This window comes from Pseudomonas sp. WPR_5_2 (assembly GCF_003634475.1).
Lineage (GTDB): Bacteria > Pseudomonadota > Gammaproteobacteria > Pseudomonadales > Pseudomonadaceae > Aquipseudomonas > Aquipseudomonas izuensis.
On sequence record NZ_RBLA01000001.1, the window covers coordinates 1,354,003 to 1,373,855 of the forward strand.

A 19,853-nucleotide genomic window follows, 5' to 3' on the forward strand; every position below is an offset into this window, starting at 1 on the left:
GAGCGAGCCTGCTCGCGATGGTCGTTAACGATGACGCGGGGTGCCTGATTCCCCGCGGCGATCTCAGGTTTTTCGCGAGCAGGCTCGCTCCTACAGGGATCCCTGGCGGCCAGATCAAACCCTGTAGGAGCGAGCCTGCTCGCGATGGTCGTTAACGATGACGCGGGGTGCCTGATTCCCCGCGGCGATCTCAGGTTTTTCGCGAGCAGGCTCGCTCCTACAGTGAAACGCGCTCAGCCAATAAGCCCGCGCCCACGACACTCAGAGATCGATCACCAACCGCTCGCCCCGTGCCCGGGAGACGCAGAGCATCAGGGTCTGCTGGGAGGCCTTTTCTTCGTCGGACAGGTACTGGTCGAAATGCTCCACCTCGCCTTCGAGGATGGCGGTCTCGCACGTACCGCAGACGCCTTCGCGGCACAGGCAGTCAACCTGGGCGGCCTTGACGTTTTCAATGGCCTGAATGATGGTCATGCCCTCTTCCACCCGCAGTTCGCGACCGGAACGGCCCAGCACCAGGGTGAAGGCGCCACCGCTGACAGGTGCGGCTGCGAACTGTTCGAAGTGCACGCGTGCGTCGGCAATGCCGGCTTTTTTCGCGCCTTCGATGACCGCGTCGATCAGCGGTTTCGGGCCGCAGACGTAGACGTGGGCGTCATCGGCCAGGCCGGCGAACAGCGCGGCGAGGTCCAGGCGACGCTCAAGGCTGTCAATGTAGAAGCTGACGTTTTGCCGATGCGGGCCGTCGGCCAGCTCGCCTTGAAACGCACCATGCTCCGGGCTGCGGAATGCGTAGTGCAATTCGTAAGGCACGCTAGCGCCTTGCAGTTCATGGAGCTGGGACAGGAACGGCGTGATCCCGATGCCTCCGGCGATCAACACGTGGCGACCGGCCGTTGGATCGAGCGCAAACAGATTGTTCGGGGTGGAAATGGTCAGCACGCTGCCGACTTCCACTTGCTGGTGCATGAACGCAGAGCCGCCCTTGGACTGCTCTTCCAGGCGCACGCCGACCTGATAGTGACTCAGGTCTCGCGGGTCGCTCATCAGCGAGTAGGCATTGCTGAATACCTGCCCCCGGGCACCTTTCATCTGCACGATCACATGGCTGCCGCCGGTGAACGCCGGCATCGGCTGGCCATCCTCGCGTGCGAGGGTAAAACGCTTGATCTGTGGTGTTGCCTGTTCCACGGCGGACACCCGCACGCTGAACATTTCGTATGTATTGGCCATGATTCACCTCAACTGCAACACGGGGCGGCAGCGGCCGCGCCGCCCCGGTAAAACCTCGCCGGGCTCAGACCGCCAGGCAGAGGTACTTGATTTCCAGATAGTCCTCGATGCCGTACTTGGAGCCTTCGCGCCCCAGGCCGGACTGCTTGATGCCACCAAACGGCGCGACCTCGTTGGAGATCAGCCCGGTGTTGACGCCCACCATGCCGTATTCCAGACGCTCGGCGACCTTGAACACCCGGGCGATGTCGCGGCTGTAGAAATACGCCGCCAGCCCGTAGAGCGTGTCGTTGGCCAAGGCAATCACTTCGTCATCGGAGGAGAAGCGCACCAGCGCGGCGACCGGGCCGAAGATTTCGTCCTGCAACAGGTCCATGCCCGGACGGATGCCGCCGAGCACAGTCGGCTCGAAGAAGTTGCCACCCAGCGCATGAGGCTTGCCGCCCAGCAGCAGTTCGGCGCCTTTGGCGGTGGCGTCGTCGATCAGGCCCTGCACCTTGGCCACGGCCTTGTCGGTGATCAGCGGGCCGATTTGCGTGCCCTGTGCCAAGCCATGACCGACGTCGAGCTCGCGTACACGCTCGACGAAGCGAGCGGTGAAACGCTCGTAAACGGCGTCATGCACGTAGAAGCGATTGACGCAGACGCAGGTTTGCCCGGCGTTGCGGTACTTGGCCACCAGCGCGCCTTCCACCGCCGCCTCGATGTCGGCGTCCTCGAAAACAATGAACGGCGCGTTGCCGCCCAATTCCAGGGACACTTTCTTGATGGTCTCGGCACATTGGCCCATCAGCAGGCGGCCGACCGGCGTGGAGCCGGTGAAGCTGAGCTTGCGTACCAGCGGGTGGCCGGTGAGCTGGGCGCCAATGGCCGGGGCATCGCCGGTCACCACGTTGATCACGCCTGCCGGCACGCCGGCGCGCTCGGCCAGCTCGACCAGCGCCAGGGCGGAGAATGGCGTCTCGTTGGCCGGTTTGATCACCAGTGTGCAACCGGCGGCCAGGGCCGGCGCGGCTTTGCGGGTGATCATCGCGGCCGGGAAGTTCCACGGGGTAATGGCCGCACAGACGCCGATACCCTGCTTGATCACCAGCAGGCGTTTGTCCGCCGCCGGGCTCGGAATCACATCACCGTAGATGCGCTTGCCTTCCTCGGCGAACCACTCGATGAACGACGCCGCGTAACGGATTTCGCCTAACGCTTCGTGCAGCGGCTTGCCCTGCTCGAAGGTCATCAGTTGCGCCAGGTCTTGTTCGTGTTCGAGCAGCAACTCGAACCAGCGGCGCAGGATTTGCGCGCGTTCCTTGGCGGTTTTGGCCCGCCAGCCTTCCAGCGCGGCGTCGGCAGCCTCGATGGCGCGCACCGCTTCGGCGCCGCCCATCAACGGCACGTGGCCCAGGTGTTCGCCATTGGCCGGGTCGTGAACGTCCACGCTGCGGCCGTTATCGGCGTCACACCAGCGCCCGTTTATGTAGGCCTGCTGGCGGAACAGGTTGCAATCATTGAGTTTCACGCAAGGTACTCCGCGAACGGCCGCAGGCCCCTGGGGCCTGCGGCGCGTGCTTTATCAGTCGAGGTGGGACACGGCGATCAGGTTGTGGAAGTGCGCGATACCGTGCTCGCTGATACCGCTGCGCTCTTTGTCCACCATGATCCGGCCCTGGCCGCGATAGCCGCGGGACTTGAGGCCCTTCTGCACGCTTTCCACAAGGCGCAGGTCTTCCGGACGGAACACTTCGCGGTACCAGTCGATCAACTTCTGCTGTTCCTCGGTGATGTCCTTGTTGAGGAAGTAGATGTCGTAGTGCTGCAGGGTGGTCTCGGCGTCGACCGGGAACTCGTAGATCACGGTCATGAAGTTGGCGCCCGGCGGCACGTTGAACATGGTGCACGGCCAGGCCCAGAAACCGGCGAAGGACGGATCGGTGACCGACTCGTCGACCTGGAACGATTGCTCCGACGACTTGGCGATGCCGTACTGCAAAGACCAATTGCCGTGCATGGTGTGGACGTACTGGCCGACGTCCACCGAGTCGGCAAAGCTTGGGTGCGCCGGACCGCAGTGGTAGCACTCCATGTAGTTGTCGACGATGGACTTCCAGTTGGCCGGCGTATCGCTGACGAAACGTGCCGCCAGCTGCAAGTCATCAATGACACCGCAGGCGCTGCGCATACGGGCTTCCAGGCCCGGCAATTGGTCTTCGACGCTACCGGCGTCAGGGTCCATGTTGACGAAGATGAAGCCGGCATATTCCTCGACGCGCAGTTGCACCAGGCTGAAGTCGCCTTTATCGAAGGCTTCGACCTGGTCGCAGTTGCGCACGTGGGTCAGTTCGCCGTCCAGCTTGAAGGTCCAGGCGTGGTACGGGCAGGCAATCACGTTCTTGGCCTTGCCGCTGCCTTCGAGCAATTGGTGGCCACGGTGCGGGCACACGTTGTAGAAGGCGCGCAGTACGCTGTCGCGGCCACGGATCACGATGATGCTTTCACCGATCACTTCACGGGTGATGTAGGCATTGTTTTCCGCGACTTCGCTGCGGTGCCCCAGGCAGATCCAGCTCTTGGCGAAGATCTTTTCCTTCTCGTGTTCGAAGACTGACGCACTGGTGTAGAAGTTGGCAGGAATGGTGAAAGCGCGCGCAGGATCGCTGCAGAAATCAGCGGGCAAACGTTCGAAATCAGTCATGGGTGTCTCCAGGCTCTCAATGACCTGCGCTGAACGCAGGACTTTAGTTATCAGTTAACTGCAACCCGATGGTTAACAAGACAGACAAAAAAAAGCCTATCGGTCGCGCTGTCTTCGGGCAGACGGCGCGACCCCAGGATCATCAGGCCACGGCCACCGGCTCAGCGCCGTGGGTTGCCGCAGGCTTGGCCACCGGTTGCTGCGCAGCCATGGCGGCGGCTTCCTCTTCGATGCGGTGCGCCGGCACGTGGCCGTAGTCCTGCAGCATCCACTTGAAGAAGCCGTAGACCTTGACCAGCAGAATCAGGGTGAAGGGGATGGCGGTCAGCACGACGGCGGTCTTCATGGTCGACAGCGATGCCTTGGCGAACAGCATGGCCAGTGGCACCAGGGTCAGCGTGATGCACCAGAACAGGCGATGGGTCGGCGAAGGGTCGTCGCCTTCCTTCAGGTTGCGGGTACTGGTGGCTGCCACGGCGTAGGCAGCTGCGTCCATGTGCGAGGCGCAGAACACCGCCATGATGAACAGGTACACGGCGAGGAACACCTTGCCCACCGGCAGCGACATGATCAGCGCTTGCACCGCGCTTTCACCGCCTTGTTCGGTGAGGATTTTCGGCACGTCGATGGCGCCGGTGATGAACTGGTGCATGCTGAAGCTTTCCAGCGCGCCAAAGAAGAACCAGCAACCGACGCTACCGCCCATCAACAGGGCGAACACCACTTCCTTGATCTGCCGACCGCGGGAAACCCGGGTCACGAACATGGCCACGCCTGGCGCGTAGGACACCCACCAGAGCCAGTAGAACACGGTCCAGTTGCGGGTGAATTCACCATCGCCGGCCGGATCGGTGAACAGGCTCATGTGCACGTAGTTCTGGATCATCAGGCCAATGCCATTGGCGGTGTTGTTGATGGCGAACTGCGTCGGACCGACCAGCAGCACCACGGCCGCGAACAGCAGTGCGCCGTAGCAGACGATCTTGCTGAGCTTCTGCAGGCCACCGTCGATGCCGATGTAGGAACTGAGGGAGAACAGCACGGCGATCAGGCCGATCACAGTCACTTGCAGGGTAAAGGTATCGGGAATCCCGACCAGGCCGGACAGGCCACGGGTCAGGGTCGACGCGGTCAGCGCCAGGGACACGGTCAACGCGCCCATCATGGTCAGCAGGAAGATCAGGTCGACGATGCGCCCGACCGGGCCTGTGGCCTTGAAGCCAGTGACCGCTTCGATGATGGAGGCCAGGTTGAGGCCGCTCTTCTTGCGCACATGGAAGTGATACGCCATCGCCAGCGACGCCAGGGCGTAGATCGACCACGCGCTGATGCCCCAGTGGAAGAACGAGTAACTGACGCTGTATTCCAGCGCTTCACGGGATTGCGCGGCGATGTTCAGGCCCGGCGTCTGATAGTAGTAAGCCCACTCCATCACGCCCCAGTAGAGGGTGGAGGAACCCATGCCGGCGCAGATGAACATGAACACCCACGTGGCGGTGGAGTATTCCGGCTTGCCGCTGCCGAGGCGGATGTTGCCGTATTTGCTGAAGGCGATGTAGAGCACAGCCAGCGAGCTGCCGAAGATCAGCATTTGCACGGCGGTGCCGAAAGTACGGGTGGAAAATTCGAACAACTGGTTCGCTGCTTTCTCCGCTTCGGAGGGGAATGCCGCGAGTCCGATTACCGTGAGCAGTACCGCAATCAAGCTCATGGTGATCAGGAACACATCGACCTTTTTATTCTTGTGGGACATCAGGCGTCTCCTGGGACGTTTTTTTTATTTAAATCTCGCATCCGACGCAGGCAGGCGACTCGGAAGGAAAGTGCAGCGTTAATACAGGTTGACGACTTCCCTTTCGTTAACCGTTGGTTAACAGCTACCCAACGGTTAACAGTTTGCAGATATTCAGCACGCAGCGCAAGAGCAGCGTGTCGGCTGAGCGCTTGCGCCAACAGTGGCGCAAGCGCTTCAGCGATCAGCCTCCGATGATTTCGGCAATGGCCTGACCGACCGCCTGGGTGGACAGCGAGCCACCCATGTCGCGGGTCACGGTGCCGTTGGCGATCACTTGCTCGATGGCCTTGAGGATCTCGTCGTGGGCGGCGCGATAGCGATCGTCGCCCTGGCCGAGGAACTCCAGCATCAGTGCGCCGGACCAGATCATGGCAATCGGGTTGGCAATGTTCTGGCCGAAGATGTCCGGTGCCGAGCCATGCACCGGCTCGAACAGCGACGGGAACTTGCGTTCCGGATTGAGGTTGGCCGACGGCGCGATGCCGATGGTGCCGGCGCAAGCCGGGCCGAGGTCGGAGAGAATGTCACCGAACAGGTTGGACGCCACCACCACATCAAAGCGTTCCGGCTGCAACACGAAACGCGCGCACAAGATATCGATGTGCTGCTTGTCCCAGGTGATGTCCGGATAATTGGCGGCCATGGCGGCGGTGCGCTCGTCCCAGTAAGGCATGCTCACGGCCATGCCGTTGGACTTGGTGGCCGAGGTCAGGCGCTTGCGCTCACGGGTCTGTGCCAGGTCGAAGGCGTACTTGAGGATGCGGTCGACGCCACGACGGGTGAACACCGATTCCTGCAGCACGAACTCGTTCTCGGTGCCCTCGAACATGCGGCCGCCGAGCGAGGAGTACTCGCCTTCGGTGTTCTCGCGGATCACCACGAAGTCGATGTCGCCCGGCTGCTTGCCGGCCAGCGGGCACGGTACGCCGGGGAACAGGCGCACCGGACGAATGTTCACGTACTGGTCAAAGTCGCGACGGAACTTCAGCAGCGAGCCCCACAGCGAAATGTGGTCGGGCACCTTGTCTGGCCAGCCCACGGCACCGAAGTACAGGGCATCGAAGCCCTTGAGCTGGTCGAACCAGTCATCGGGCATCATCTTGCCGTGTTCCAGGTAGTAGTCGCAGCTGGCCCACTCGAAGTGTTCGAACTCCAGTGCCAGGCCGAATTTGCGGGCCGCCGCCTGGACTACGCGTAGCCCTTCCGGCAGTACTTCCAGGCCAATACCGTCACCGGCAATCGCGGCGATTCTGAATGTCTTGTTCATGCTGGCACCCTTGTTGGATCAGAGGTTGGATGTGATGCCGGGCATGCTATAAGTTGACGACGCAAGTATAATCAGCGCAACTGTTGATACTTATTATCCGAACTGTGAACAATCTACCGAACCTGGAAGACCTCAACGTCTTCGTCCATGTCGCCCGTCGCTCCAGCTTCTCCAGCGCCGCCTCCGAACTGGGCATGTCCGCCGCCTTCATCAGCAAGCGCATTCGCCTGCTCGAGCAAAACCTCGGCGTGCGCCTGCTGCATCGCACCACCCGCCGGGTGTCGGTGAGTGACGATGGCGAGCGTATCTACCAGTGGGCCTTGCGCATCCTCGACTCGGTGCAGCGCATGGGCGATGACGTCAGTACGCTGCACCGCGAGCCCAGCGGACAGCTGCGTATCGCCAGCAGCCTGGGACTGGGCCGGCGCTTCGTCGCCCCTGCCCTCTCGGAACTGGCCGAGCGCTACCCGACACTCGACATCCGCCTCGATGTACAGGACCGCCTGATCGACCTGATTGACGAAGGCTTCGACCTCGACGTGCGGGTCGGCAACGAAATCGATCCGCACCTCATCGCCAAGCCGCTGGCGCGCAATCGCCGGGTACTCTGCGCCGCGCCGGCGTATCTGGAACGGCACGGCACACCGCGCACACTGGCGGAGCTGGCCACACATGATTGCCTGGTGATCAAGGAACGCGATCACCCCTTCGGGGTCTGGCACCTGCAAGGGCCGGAGGGTGAGGAACAGGTGAAAGTGACGGGCCCCCTGTCGTCCAATCATGGTGAAGTGGTGCACCAGTGGTGCATCGATGGCAGAGGCATCTTGCTGCGCTCGTGGTGGGACGTGTACGACAGCCTGGAGGACGGGCGCCTCGTGCAGGTATTGCCCGAGTATATTCAGCCGGCTGACATCTGGGCGGTGTACACCGCACCCCTGGCCACTTCGGCCAAGGTGCGGGTGGCGGTTGAATGCCTGCGGCAATACTTCGCCGAGCGTTACAGCCTCCCGGAAACCTGAATCAGCGGCGCCTGAAATCAATCAGCGCAGCCCCCATGCGTCCTGGCGGGATCAACGTCAGCGTTAGGCCGAGCGCTTAAAGTTCGCCGCTCTCTGGAAACTCATCCCGATAACACACCGGCGAGCTGGAGCCCTGGAATCGATCCAGCTCCTCTTCCAGCCATTGGGCGAGTACAACGGCAGGGTTTTGCAGCGGGTCATCCGCTGTGAACACCAGCGTCAACATGCCTGTTTGCGCGTAGTGCAAAAGTGCCCACCAATGCGCCGGCCGGGCGGCCAGTTCCCGGCGATAGGCTTGCGTGAACCCGGCGAAATCCAACTGCCCAGCGATGAACGCCTGGTGTAAATCAGCCGAGGGCGCGACGTCGGGCAGCCAGGCATCGGAAGGCATTGATGCCTTGAGGCAATCCTGCGGCCGCTGACGGTCCACCAGAACTCGCCGCCCGTCTTCCGGCGCGACAGGGTCGCAGACACGTTTGCACTGAATCATGATCGTTCACCCTTTCCACTCGCGCGGACTGACCCCGGTTTTGCGGCGAAACGCCCGGGCCAGGGCCGAAGGACTTTCGTAGCCGACTTCTTCGGCGATCAGGGCAATCGGCTTGCCTTCGCGCAAGCGTTTCTGTGCCAGGCTGATGCGCCAGCTCACCAGGTAATCCACCGGTGCCTGGCCGACCACGCGCTTGAAGTGTTCGGCGAAACTGGCCCGGGACATGTTGGCCAGGGCCGACAGCTGCGCCACGCTCCAGGCCTTGCCCGGTGCTTCGTGCATCTGGCTCAAGGGCCGCGCCAGACGCGGGTCGGCCAGCCCGGCCATCATCCCCGGCTGTTGGTTGCGCGTGCTCAGAATGTGCCGCAGCAACAGAATCACCAGCAGTTCGAACAAACGGTCCATCACGGCTTCACGCCCACAGGTGCCATCGAACGCCTCGTTGAACAACCACTCCAGGGTGCTGGCCAGGGTCGGGATTTCATCGAGTTTCAGTATCAGATATTCCGGCAACGCCGCCGCCAGGGCATTGCCCGAGCCGCCATCGAAACTCAGCGACGCACACACTAACTGCGTGGCGGAATCTTGCGTGGCGAACAAGCGATGACGGTACGGCCGGGGGAAAAAGATCAACGTCGGCTCGGTGAGGCGCAACTCGCGCTCATCGGCCAGTTTCAGCACGACCTCGCCGGCCTGCAGCAAATGCACATGACCGCACGCCTGGCTGCCGTCGAAGGCCGTCGTGCCGCAAAACGTACCGCTGTGAAAGGTGCCGGCGTTGACGCCGAAATGCGTGAGCAAGGTGGACAAGCGATCCATGGGCAGGCTCCCGGGCGCGGTTCTGGACGATCTGTCGCATATCGTCGACGATTTGCATCCAATTGACCAGTGCACCTCACTAGCATGAGCTCCGTACCCAGCGCCTGTCGCGCTTCAAATAACGGAGAATCACCATGACCCGCATTATCCCAGTCAGCCTGGAACACACCACCGACGCCACCCGCCCTTTGCTGGAAGGTGTGCAGAAGAAAATCGGTTTCCTGCCCAACGTATTCCGGGTACTGGCCCAGGCCCCCGCCGTGCTCGCTTCTTATCTGCAAAATTCGGCGGCACTGGGCAAGACCTCCCTGAGCGCCACGGAGAAGGAAGCAATCTTCCTCGCCACTTCGCAGGTCAATGGCTGCGACTACTGCCTGGCGGCGCACACACTGTTTGCCGGCAAGGCCGGGCTGTCCAGCCAGGAGATTCTCAGCGCCCGGCAAGGCCAACTCGACGCCTATGCCCTGCTCGCCCGACAGCTCACCGAAAGCCGTGGCCACCTGAGCGGCGAGCAGATTGCCGCCGCCCGCGCCGCCGGGATCAATGACGCCAAAATCATTGAAGTGATCGCCCACGTGGCTTCGCAGACGCTGACCAACTACCTGAACAACGTCGCCCTGACCGCTGTCGATTTTCCGGCCATCGACGCTTGATCAACGCCATGTTTTCTGTAGGAGCGAGCTTGCTCGCGATGAACCCGAGAACGCCGCGCTCATCCAGTCAGCACGCGTTATCGTTTACGACCATCGCGAGCAAGCTCGCTCCTACAGGGAATGCAAAATCAAAGGAGATTGCACATGAATACCGTGACCCTGTACACCACCGACACCTGCCCTTACTGCCGCAGCGCCAAATCGCTGCTGGCCAGCAAAGGGATCGCGATGCAAGAGATCAACATTCAGCGCGAACCCGGCAAACTCGAAGAAATGCTCGACCGCAGTGGACGACGCAGCGTGCCGCAGATTTTCATCGGCGACACGCACATCGGCGGCTTCGACGACCTGGCCAAACTGGATCGCCAGGGCGGGTTGATGTCGATGCTGGCTTGAGCCGAATTCGAACCATCCACCACCCCCTGTGGGAGCGGGCTTGCCCGCTCCCACAGGGGCGCTGTGTCGAGCACAAAATCAGTGCTTCACCTTTGATTCAGGTATTGGTCTTCAGCTTGGTCCACAACCGGGTGGTCAAGCGTGCGATGGAGGCCGGCAGATCTTCCACGGTGAACAATTTGTCCATCACCGTTTTCGGCGGGTAGATCGCCAGGTCCTGTTTCACCGCCGGCACCACATAGGCATCCGCTGCGCTGTTGGGATTGGCGTAGTGGATGCTGTTGCTGATGTTGGCGATCACTTGCGGCTGCAGCAGGTAATTCATGTAGGTGTAGCCGTTCTTCTCGTGGGGTGCGCTCTTGGGCATCACCACCATGTCAAACCACAGGGTGGAGCCTTCGTCCGGGATCGAGTAGGCAATGTCGATGCCGTTTTTTGCTTCCCTGGCGCTGGCCGCCGCCTGCACGATGTCGCCGTTGAAGCCGATCACCGCGCAGACGTTGCCGTTGGCCAGGTCGCTGATGTACTTGGAGGCGTGGAAGTACTGCACGTACGGACGGATCTTCAGCAGCGCCTGTTCGGCTTTCTTGTAATCGGCAGGCTCGTGGCTGTGGGGTGGCAATCCCAGGTAGTTGAGGGTGATCGGCAGGACCTGGGTCGGGTTGTCGATGATCGCCACGCCGCATTCGCTGAGCTTCTTGATGTTGGCTTCGTCGAAAAACAGGCTCCAGGAATGAGTGACATCAGTGTTGCCGAAGATCGCCTTGATCTTCTCGACGTTGTAGCCGATGCCCGCGGTGCCCCACATGTAGGGATAGCCGTACTGGTTGCCGGGGTCGTTGACCTCGAGCTTTTTCATCAGCGCCGGGTCCAGGTTGCTCCAGTTCGGCAACTGACTCTTGTCGAGTTTCTGGATGGCGCCGGCCTTGATCAGGCGCGACAGGAAATGGTTCGACGGACTGACCACGTCATACCCGGTGTTGCCCGTCATCAACTTCGACTCCAGCACTTCGTTGCTGTCGTGGATGTCGTAAGTGGCCTTGATCCCCGTTTCCTTGGTGAAGGTGGTCAGGGTGTCGTCGGCGATGTAGCCGTTCCAGTTGGAAATGTTCACGGTTTCGTCGGCGTTAGCGGCCGCGCAACAGGTCGACAGCAAGGCCACCAGGGAAATTGTATTGACGCGCATGTTCGATCACCTTCGTGCAGAAGTGCTTTTATTGTGGGTAACAGGTGGTGTTTCAGATTTCTGATTTGGCCCGGGCCGTCTCGATGCGCATGCGCAGCATGGCACCGATATCCAGCAGGGGCTTGGGTGGCAGCCAGCCGGGCCGGGCACGCTCCATGACCGACTGCAACAGGGGCGAGCTGCCGCCCGACGCCAGTTCCGCCAGTAGCCGTCCCCACAACGTGCCGCGTGCCACACCGGAGCCATTGCAGCCGGCCACGGCAAACACGCCCTCCTCGACCTTGGCGAAATACGCTTGCCCGGAGCGTGACGCGCTGAGGTGGCCCGTCCAGGTGTACTGGATGTCCTGCTCGCCCAACATCGGAAACCGGCGCTGCAAACCCAGTACATGGTGCTGGCGCCGCACCGCCAATTCACTGAGGGACAAGTCCCGTGCACGGTATTCGGCGGTGTTGCGGATCATCACCCGCCGATCCGGCGTCAGGCGCACCGTGGCGCCCAACGGCCGGGTCGACAGCACGCCCCAGGACTTCGGCGCGCCAATGGCTTGAAACTCCTCTTCGCTGAGCGGTCGGGTGAGGCTGGCACTGAGTTCCATCGCGAAGGTGCCGCTGTCGCTGATGCCCGAACGGGGAATGAAGGCGTTCAGGCAGACCAGCACTTGCTTGGCTTCAATGCAGCCATTGATGCCGCTGGCGCGTATCCGGCCATTGCCCATGCGCTGCAAACCGATGATCTCGGTGTTTTCGAACAACCTCACCTTTTCCGGCAGTGCATCGAGCAAACCCTTCACGTACTTCGCCGGTTGCAGCAAGGCGTTGCCATTGCCGCACCAGATCGCGGCTTTGTAATGCTCGGTGCCCAACTTCTGATGCAGTTGTTCACCTTGCAGAAACTGCGCGGAGGCACCGACGGCGCGAAGCGTCTGCAACTTGGCCTCGACATCGGTCAATTTGCGCGGGTCGCTGACGGCAAAGAAGTAACCCGATTCACGGAAATCGCATTCGATGCCATGCCGGGCGATGCGCTTGCGCACTTCATCGCTGGCGGCGCGGGAAATAGACGTGTCCACCTGGAAACCGGCGAACCCTGCTTTGCCTTGCAGCTCTGCGGCAGTCGGATGTTCGTGGGCCACGACGAATCCCGAATTACGCGCCGACGCCCCTTGCGCAGCGCGTTGCCTGTCGACGACCACGATGCGCGCCTGAGGATGCATTTCCGCGAGTGAGTGCGCGGCACACAGCCCGGTGATGCCAGCGCCGATGACCAGCCAATCGGCCTGTTGCGTACCGTTCAAGGACGCGCGCAGCGGAGAATCCCCGGCCTGTGCGATCCAGCCACATTTGTTTTCCATGCATCACCTCTTCGACTATCGTTGCGCGACCGCAAATCTGTATGCACTCATCGCATGAATGTTTTGAGATGACGGCGGCCATGGCTAGAATCTAAAGGCTCTTGCTCGATACAACCAACGTTAATAAATCATCCAGGTATTCTGAAAACGCATGGATAAAATTCGCCACGTGCCCTCGCTCCAGGGGTTGCAGGCGCTGGTCGAAGTCGCCGATTCGGGCAGCTTTACCCAGGCAGCGCAAACGCTGTGCCTGACCCAAAGCGCGGTGAGCCGCAAGATTCAGCAGCTGGAAGGTCACTTCGACGTCGCCCTGTTCGTCAGGAGCAGTCGCAGCCTGCGCCTGACACCCGAAGGCGAACAGGTGCTGGCCAGCGCGCGCAACATCCTCGAGCAACTGAAAACCCTCGAAGACCGCATCGCCCCGCAGAAGCGCCCGTTCCGCATTCGCATGCACGTGTCGCTGGCGGTGCGTTGGTTGTTGCCCAAACTGAGTGATTTCTATCGCCATCACCCGGAGGTTTCACTGGCTATCGAAACCGTGGCCACGGAGGTGGTGGAACCGGCCAGCGACAGCGATGCCTACATCCTCTACTTGCCTGAGCCGTCCGGTGCCCCGGATTGCCTGACCTTGTTCGAAGAAGCGCTGGTGCCGGTGTGTGCGCCCGGCCTGGCACTGGCGTCGCTGGAAGAACTGGCACGCTTTGCCCTGCTGCATCGCTCGGCGGACAAAAATGACTGGAAGCATTGGTTGGCCGCCAACGGCGGCAAGTCCCTGGAGGACTTTCGGCACATCCCTTTCAACCTCGACGAACTGGCTCTGGATGCCGCCGCGCGGGGACTGGGCGTGGCCATGACCGACATGACCCTGGCGGGCGAGTCAATCGAACGTGGCGTGCTGCACATCCCGTTCGGCCAGCCCTTGAAGACCCGCGGGATTTACTCGCTGTGCCTGCAACCTTCAGCGGCTTCGCATCCGGCGTGCGAGTTTGTTATGCAGTGGTTTGCCCAGCAAGCAAGTTAGATCCCACAACCTATGGGAGCGAGCCTGCTCGCGAATAAGCCTGCACATGCAACATTGATGTGACTGAGACACCGCTTTCGCGAGCAGGCTCGCTCCCACAGGAGTTGCGCGTAACCTCAACACTCAGTCGTCTTCATGCAACTTGATCCCCCGCGCATGCAGCAGATGCGGCACCACCAGCACCAGCAAAGTCAGGCCCATGAAAAACGCCGAGATCGGTTGCGTGACGAAGATCATCCAGTCGCCCTGGCTGATGGACAGGGCATTGCGCAGTTGTTTCTCGGCCATCGGCCCCAGCAACATGCCCACGATCACCGGTGCCACCGGGAAGTCGAAACGCCGCATCAGCACACCGGCCCAGCCAATGGCCAACATCAACAGCAAGTCGAAGGAAGAATGGCGCATGCCGTACACGCCGATGGTGGCAAACACCAGAATCCCGGCGTTCAGATACGGCCGGGGGATTTGCAGCAGCTTGACCCATAGCCCCACCAACGGCAGGTTCAGCACCAGCAGGATGACGTTGCCGATGTACAACGAGGCCACCAGCGTCCAGACCAGATCGGCGGAGGTCTCGAAGAGCATCGGCCCCGGTTGCAGGTTGTAGTTCTGGAACGCCGCCAACAGAATTGCCGCCGTGGCCGAGGTCGGAATGCCCAGGGTCAGCAACGGCACCAACGACCCGGTCGCGCTCGCATTGTTCGCCGCTTCCGGACCGGCGACGCCTTCGATGGCGCCCACGCCTTTATTGGCGGAAAACTCTTTCGGATACCGGCTGAGCTTGCGTTCGGTGGAATAGGACAGAAACGTCGGGATCTCCGCACCACCCGCCGGAATCGAGCCAAACGGAAAGCCGATCAGCGTGCCGCGTAACCAGGCGGGCACCGACCGTTTCCAGTCGGCCCGGGTCATCCACAACGAGGTCAGGCGATGCCGGCCCTCCGCTTGTTCCTGTTGATAGAGCAGGCTGTACAGCGCCTCCCCCACCGCAAACAACCCCACCGCCACCAGTACCACTTCGATGCCGTCCACCAGTTCCGGAACGCCCAGGGTGTAGCGAGCAATCCCCGAGGTTGAGTCCAGGCCGATCATGCCGATGGTCAGGCCGACTCCCAGCGACGCGAAACCGCGCAGCATCGAGGCGCCAAGCACCGCCGACACCGTGGTGAAGGACAGCACCAGGATCGCGAAGTACTCCGCCGGCCCGAAGTTAAGCGCCAGTCGGGCCACAACGGGGGCGAACAGGGTCAGCAGGATCGTCGCGATGGTGCCCGCCACAAAGGACCCAATGGCTGCCGTTGCCAAGGCAGGCCCTGCCCGGCCATTGCGCGCCATGAGGTTGCCTTCCAGGGCCGTGACCATGGAAGACGATTCGCCCGGTGTGTTGAGCAGGATCGAAGTGGTGGAACCGCCGAACTGCGCACCGTAATAGATCCCGGCGAACATGATCAGCGCCCCGGTGGGATCGACCTTGGCGGTGATCGGCAACAGCAACGCCACCGTCAGCGCCGGCCCGATGCCCGGCAACACACCGATGGCGGTGCCCAGCAGGCAGCCAATGAAACCCCACATCAGGTTGATCGGCGTCAGCGCCGAGGAAAAACCCGCCAACAGGCTTGAGAGAATGTCCACGCAGTCGATCTCCTTCGCCCTCAGATCCAGGCGTTGACCAGCGGCGGCAGGGAAACCCCCAGCCCGGCGTTGAACAGCCAGTAGATCGGCAAGGTCAAGGCAATGCCGATGGCCAGGTCCCGCAGCGGGTAACGGCTGCCGAAGCCCCGTGCGGAAAAGGCGAACAGCAGGCCGGCGGCCAGCACGAAACCGATCAGGTTGATCAGCAACGCCACGCCCACCAACCCGCCAGTTACCCAGGCCGCGCCGGATTTTCCGCCGGGGATCGCGCCGTTGCCGCCGTCCAGTTCGCGAAAACCACCGGTGAACGCCTGGTAACTCAGCACCAGGCCCACCACGGCGAGAAACCCGGCGACAACATAGGGGTAAACAAAAGCCGGCAGAATCACGAAGCCCATCTCGGGCGGAAAGCGGTACGCCCCCACGGCCAGCACGGCGCCGAGGGCGATCAGCCCGAGGCCAATCGCCAATTGTGTCGGTACGATTGCGCGCACCCCGGCCATCTCAAAGCAGCCCGACCTTGACCAGCATCGCCCGCAGGCGCACGTGTTCTTCATCGACGAACTTGCCGAACTCCTCACCGGTCAACACGCTCGGCGTCCAGGCATTGGTTTGAATGTTGTCCTGCCAGACCTTGCTGGTGTTGGCCGCCACGACAGCGTCAGTCACTTCTTTACGCTGCTCGGGCGTCAGGTTCGCTGCGCCGTAGACACCGCGCCAGTTGCCGATGATCACGTCGTAGCCGCTTTCCTTGAGGGTCGGTGCATCGATCCCCGGAACACGCTCGGGCGCACCGATGGCCAGCACACGGATCTGGCCGTTCTTGACGTATTGACCCAGCTCGGCATAGCCCCCGGTGAGCACCTTGATCTGGCCGCCCAGGGTCTGCGCGACAATTTCACCCCCGCCACCGGTGGCGATGTAATTGACCTTGTTGACCGGGACATCGAGTTTGCCAGCCAGCTCGGCGATGCCGATGTGGTCGATCGACCCCTTGGAGCCACCACCCCAGGTGATGCCGGTCGGATTGGCCTTGAAGTCCTTGATCAGGTCATCGAAGTTTTTGTAGGGCGACTCCTTGCGCACGGCAATCACGTTGTATTCGGTGAACAATCGGGCAATCGGCGTCACGTCCTTCAGGGTAATTTGCGGTTTGTTCTGTTCGATCCCCGCGACCATGATCGCGCCGACCACCAGCAGTGCATTCGGGTCACCCTTGGTGCTGTTGGCAAATTGCGCCAGCCCCAGGGTTCCACCCGCGCCCCCCTTGTTTTCAAACGTCACGGATTTGGCCACGTTGGCTTCGATCAAGGCCTTGCCCAACACTCGCGCAGTCTGGTCATAACCGCCACCCACGGAGCCGGGGGCCATGAACTTGACGGTGTCCAGTGCAAACGCGGGGGTGGTGAGTGCGGCAGCGGTCATGCCAACGGCCAGGTAGCGACTGAAGCGGCGGAACAAAGCGGACATGGTGTATCTCCCTGGATTGTTTTTATTGGTGCCGTCTGCCTGTCGAACAGGGGCGAATCCTGTTCGACGAACATCGGCCTGCGCATAAGCGTAGGACATGACTGCGTTTGTAGGAGCCGGCTGGCTGGCGATAGCGGTGAATCAGTCAACATTCATGGCACTGACACGCCGATATCGCCGGCAAGCCGGCTCCTGCAGTTCAAGCGTTGCGGGCACATCCGACCAATAAACCCTCGATGATGCGTGTCATGGCCTAACCTCATAGGCTGGGTGACTAACAACCTGTCGGGCACGCCTATGCGCAATGCATTGAAGTGGATGATTGTCGTGGTTCTCGCGCTGTTCGGACCGAGCGACGCAATGCTGTCGGCGGCGCCGATGTCGGGTGCACCTGCCATCAGTTTTGCCCGCGCATCAGTCACTATTCCCGACAGCGATCTGCAAGACCTGCTGCTTCGGCTCAATAGCCTCAAACAGCAGGTTTCCCAAGCCAGCAATTACGGCCAATTGGAAGCCCCGCAGGATCAGGTCCAGGCGCTGATCCAGGAAATTGCCCGGTTGTCGGCACTGCTGCTGCCCGAACAGGCTCAATTGCAGTCGCAACTGAGCGTGCTGGGGCCCGCACCGCTTGGCGAGGCTGCGTTGGAGAAGTCCGACATTACCCGTCAAAGGACTGCCCTCACCGAACAGAAAAATCAGGTCGACAACAAACTCAAAACACTGGATACCCTCAAAAACAGCGCCACCGAACTGCTGGCCCAGATTGCCGTCATCCGCCGCAGCCTGCTGGAAACCGAAGTGACCCAGCAGACCCACAGCATCCTCAATCCCTGGTTCTGGGAACCGCTGTTCAATCCGCCAGAGGACGACCGCCAACGCCTTAGTGCCTTCCTCCAACAGATGGGCGCTACGCTCGACGCAGCCTGGCAACCGGGCCAGCGCTTCTACACCAGCATCCTGCTCACGCTGTCCCTGCTCCTGTGGTTTGTCGGCCACAGGCTGACCGATCGAGGGCTGACCTGGCTGTGCATTCATCGCATGCCTGAAGGTCGGCTGCGACGCAGTGCCCTCGCGCTGGCTTCGGTGCTCGCCACGGTGCTGGCAGCGTGGTTTGCCTTGCAGTTGCTGTTTTATGCCCTGACGCGACACCTGCCGTTGACGCCACAACTGGTGGGGTTTTCCCAGGATTTCGAAAAGATCGTTTATACCTGCGTGCTGATCACCGGCCTGAGCCGCGCCCTGCTGTCGACGAAACATCCTTCATGGCGGCTGCCGGCCATCGCCGATCCAGTGGCCGTGGCAATGAAACCCTTCCCGATCCGCCTGGCCTGGGCGTTGCTGATTCTGGTGGCGGCGGCGCAAATGACCAATGCCACCGGCATGAGCGCCCAGGTCGTGATCTCGGTCAGGGGGTTTGCCGCGCTGGTCATTACCCTCATGATCGGCGGACTGCTGTTGCACGTCAGCAAAACCCGCCGGGCCCTGGCCGCGACCGGGGCTGCCCCAGAAGCGGGCACGACGCTGGCTGGCGTGATCTATGCCTTCGCCAGCATCGCCGTGGTGATTTCCCTGCTCGCCTTGCTGATTGGCTACGTGTCCCTGTCGCGCTTCATCACCTACGAACTCGTCTGGTTGTTCATCATTTTTTCCGGTTTCTATTTGCTGATCCAGCTATTGAGGGACGGCTGCGAATACCTGTTCTCACCCCGGCACTCCACCGGCAAGGCCCTGAAACAGCTGCTGGGGATTGGCGATGCGCGCCTGGACCAAATCTCGACCATTTTGTCTGGCGTCGGCCGGGCGATACTGTTTCTGATTGGTTTTATCACCCTGGTGGTAGGCGGTGTTGGATCGACGCTCGGACAATTGGCCTCCAATACATTGGCTATTCTCGGCGGCGAAGGCCTGCGAAAACTCAACATCGTCCCGGGCAACCTGCTGCATGGCGTGCTCTCCCTGATCATCGGCATTTACCTGATCCGCACGCTGCGCCGCTGGCTGGACAACGAGTTCCTGCCAAAAACCGAAATGGACCCCGGCATGTGTGCCTCCCTCAGCACACTGTTTTCCAATATCGGTTACATGCTGGTCATCCTGCTTGCGCTGTCATCGCTGGGCGTCCAGTGGACCAACCTGGCCTGGATCGTCAGCGCCCTGTCCGTGGGCATCGGTTTCGGCCTGCAGGAGATCGTCAAGAACTTCGTCTCCGGCCTGATCCTGCTGACCGAGCGCCCGGTGAAGGTCGGCGACCTGATCAGCATCAGCGGCGTCGAAGGGGATATCCGGCGCATCAATGTGCGCGCCACCGAAATACAACTGGCCGACCGCTCCATCGTCATCGTGCCCAACTCGCAACTGATCTCGCAGAACCTGCGCAACGTCACCCTCGGCGGCAGCGCCCAAGGGGTGGCGACACTCGAACTGATGTTCCCGCTGGACATCGACCCGGAACAAGTGCGCAACCTGCTGTACGACACTTATATCGAGCACGAATCCATCCTTGATAAACCGCCGCCATACGTGCGTTTCAGCCAGTTGAAACCCGAAGGCATCACCTTGACCATCACCGGGTATGTCAACAGCCCGCGTAACGTCGGGGCGATCAAGAGCGAGCTGTTGTTTGAGATTCTCAAGCGGTTGGGGGCTGCTGGTATTGAACTGGCGAAACCGCCGCCTGCGGCTTGAATTAGCGGATTTGGGTTGGTGTACATATCCGTTGCTTCGGTAGTGGCGGCTAATGGTTCCGCCCTTACGGCGGGTTACTTGGAAAAGCGCCAAGTAACCAAGCGCTCTTGCCCCACCACTCGGTGCCTCGCTTAGGCTCGGCATACC

The 19,853-nt window shown here is 61.4% G+C and carries 17 protein-coding genes; 5 read left to right on the plus strand and 12 right to left on the minus strand.

The features are described from left to right. Window positions 1-261: 261 nt before the first annotated feature. From BJ917_RS05915 to BJ917_RS05935, 5 genes are all read right to left on the minus strand, one after another. On the minus strand, window positions 262-1,233 hold the full coding sequence (locus BJ917_RS05915; RefSeq protein ID WP_121102579.1) for a PDR/VanB family oxidoreductase: 972 nt from the start codon (window positions 1,231-1,233) through the stop codon (window positions 262-264). A 64-nt stretch (window positions 1,234-1,297) separates the two neighbouring features. After that, entirely contained in the window at window positions 1,298-2,746 is a 1,449-nt protein-coding gene (locus BJ917_RS05920; protein WP_121102581.1) for an NAD-dependent succinate-semialdehyde dehydrogenase, read from the minus strand. 54 nt (window positions 2,747-2,800) lie between these two features. Further along, window positions 2,801-3,919 (minus strand): aromatic ring-hydroxylating dioxygenase subunit alpha, encoded by a 1,119-nt coding sequence (locus BJ917_RS05925; RefSeq protein ID WP_096512242.1) that lies wholly within the window; start codon window positions 3,917-3,919, stop codon window positions 2,801-2,803. A 142-nt stretch (window positions 3,920-4,061) separates the two neighbouring features. Next, complete coding sequence (locus BJ917_RS05930) at window positions 4,062-5,672, minus strand: BCCT family transporter (protein WP_096512243.1); 1,611 nt, start codon at window positions 5,670-5,672, stop codon at window positions 4,062-4,064. 223 nt (window positions 5,673-5,895) lie between these two features. Beyond that, entirely contained in the window at window positions 5,896-6,981 is a 1,086-nt protein-coding gene (locus BJ917_RS05935) for a tartrate dehydrogenase (protein ID WP_096512244.1), read from the minus strand. Window positions 6,982-7,085: 104 nt separating this feature from the next. Here BJ917_RS05935 and BJ917_RS05940 point away from each other — a divergent pair, with 104 nt between their 5' ends. Beyond that, on the plus strand, window positions 7,086-8,000 hold the full coding sequence (locus tag BJ917_RS05940; protein WP_121102583.1) for a LysR substrate-binding domain-containing protein: 915 nt from the start codon (window positions 7,086-7,088) through the stop codon (window positions 7,998-8,000). Between the two features lie 76 nt (window positions 8,001-8,076). Here the strand turns inward: BJ917_RS05940 and BJ917_RS05945 are convergent, their stop codons facing one another. Together BJ917_RS05945 and BJ917_RS05950 are read right to left on the minus strand one after the other, a co-directional pair. Beyond that, on the minus strand, window positions 8,077-8,490 hold the full coding sequence (locus BJ917_RS05945) for a DUF488 domain-containing protein (RefSeq protein ID WP_121102585.1): 414 nt from the start codon (window positions 8,488-8,490) through the stop codon (window positions 8,077-8,079). A gap of 6 nt (window positions 8,491-8,496) precedes the next feature. Beyond that, entirely contained in the window at window positions 8,497-9,309 is an 813-nt protein-coding gene (locus BJ917_RS05950) for an AraC family transcriptional regulator (RefSeq protein WP_096512247.1), read from the minus strand. Between the two features lie 134 nt (window positions 9,310-9,443). Between BJ917_RS05950 and BJ917_RS05955 the strand changes: the two genes are divergently transcribed. Together BJ917_RS05955 and grxC are read left to right on the plus strand one after the other, a co-directional pair. Continuing rightward, a complete protein-coding gene (locus BJ917_RS05955; RefSeq protein WP_121102587.1) occupies window positions 9,444-9,962 on the plus strand; it encodes a carboxymuconolactone decarboxylase family protein in 519 nt (172 codons plus the stop codon). A gap of 144 nt (window positions 9,963-10,106) precedes the next feature. Beyond that, on the plus strand, window positions 10,107-10,358 hold the full coding sequence (gene grxC, locus BJ917_RS05960; protein WP_096512249.1) for a glutaredoxin 3: 252 nt from the start codon (window positions 10,107-10,109) through the stop codon (window positions 10,356-10,358). Window positions 10,359-10,455: 97 nt separating this feature from the next. Here grxC and BJ917_RS05965 read toward each other — a convergent pair whose 3' ends face one another. Further along, entirely contained in the window at window positions 10,456-11,544 is a 1,089-nt protein-coding gene (locus BJ917_RS05965) for a polyamine ABC transporter substrate-binding protein (protein WP_096512250.1), read from the minus strand. A gap of 52 nt (window positions 11,545-11,596) precedes the next feature. Beyond that, window positions 11,597-12,898: an FAD-binding oxidoreductase gene (locus BJ917_RS05970; RefSeq protein ID WP_121102589.1), complete on the minus strand. Its 1,302-nt coding sequence runs from the start codon at window positions 12,896-12,898 to the stop codon at window positions 11,597-11,599. Between the two features lie 151 nt (window positions 12,899-13,049). On the opposite strand from BJ917_RS05970, the gene BJ917_RS05975 reads away from it, so the two are divergent. Further along, entirely contained in the window at window positions 13,050-13,919 is an 870-nt protein-coding gene (locus tag BJ917_RS05975; RefSeq protein ID WP_121102590.1) for a LysR family transcriptional regulator, read from the plus strand. Window positions 13,920-14,042: 123 nt separating this feature from the next. Here the strand turns inward: BJ917_RS05975 and BJ917_RS05980 are convergent, their stop codons facing one another. Genes BJ917_RS05980 through BJ917_RS05990 form a run of 3 tightly spaced genes read right to left on the minus strand, consistent with a single transcriptional unit; the run spans window position 14,043 to window position 17,021 of the window. Then, on the minus strand, window positions 14,043-15,551 hold the full coding sequence (locus tag BJ917_RS05980) for a tripartite tricarboxylate transporter permease (protein WP_096512253.1): 1,509 nt from the start codon (window positions 15,549-15,551) through the stop codon (window positions 14,043-14,045). Between the two features lie 20 nt (window positions 15,552-15,571). Next, window positions 15,572-16,054, minus strand: coding sequence for a tripartite tricarboxylate transporter TctB family protein (locus BJ917_RS05985; protein WP_121102592.1), 483 nt, complete (start codon window positions 16,052-16,054; stop codon window positions 15,572-15,574). A 1-nt stretch (window position 16,055) separates the two neighbouring features. Beyond that, window positions 16,056-17,021 carry a tripartite tricarboxylate transporter substrate binding protein gene (locus tag BJ917_RS05990; protein WP_121102593.1) on the minus strand — a complete coding sequence of 322 codons (966 nt, stop codon included), beginning with the start codon at window positions 17,019-17,021 and terminating at the stop codon, window positions 16,056-16,058. Between the two features lie 297 nt (window positions 17,022-17,318). On the opposite strand from BJ917_RS05990, the gene BJ917_RS05995 reads away from it, so the two are divergent. Further along, window positions 17,319-19,706 (plus strand): DUF3772 domain-containing protein, encoded by a 2,388-nt coding sequence (locus BJ917_RS05995; protein WP_096512256.1) that lies wholly within the window; start codon window positions 17,319-17,321, stop codon window positions 19,704-19,706. The last annotated feature ends 147 nt before the right edge of the window (window positions 19,707-19,853 follow it).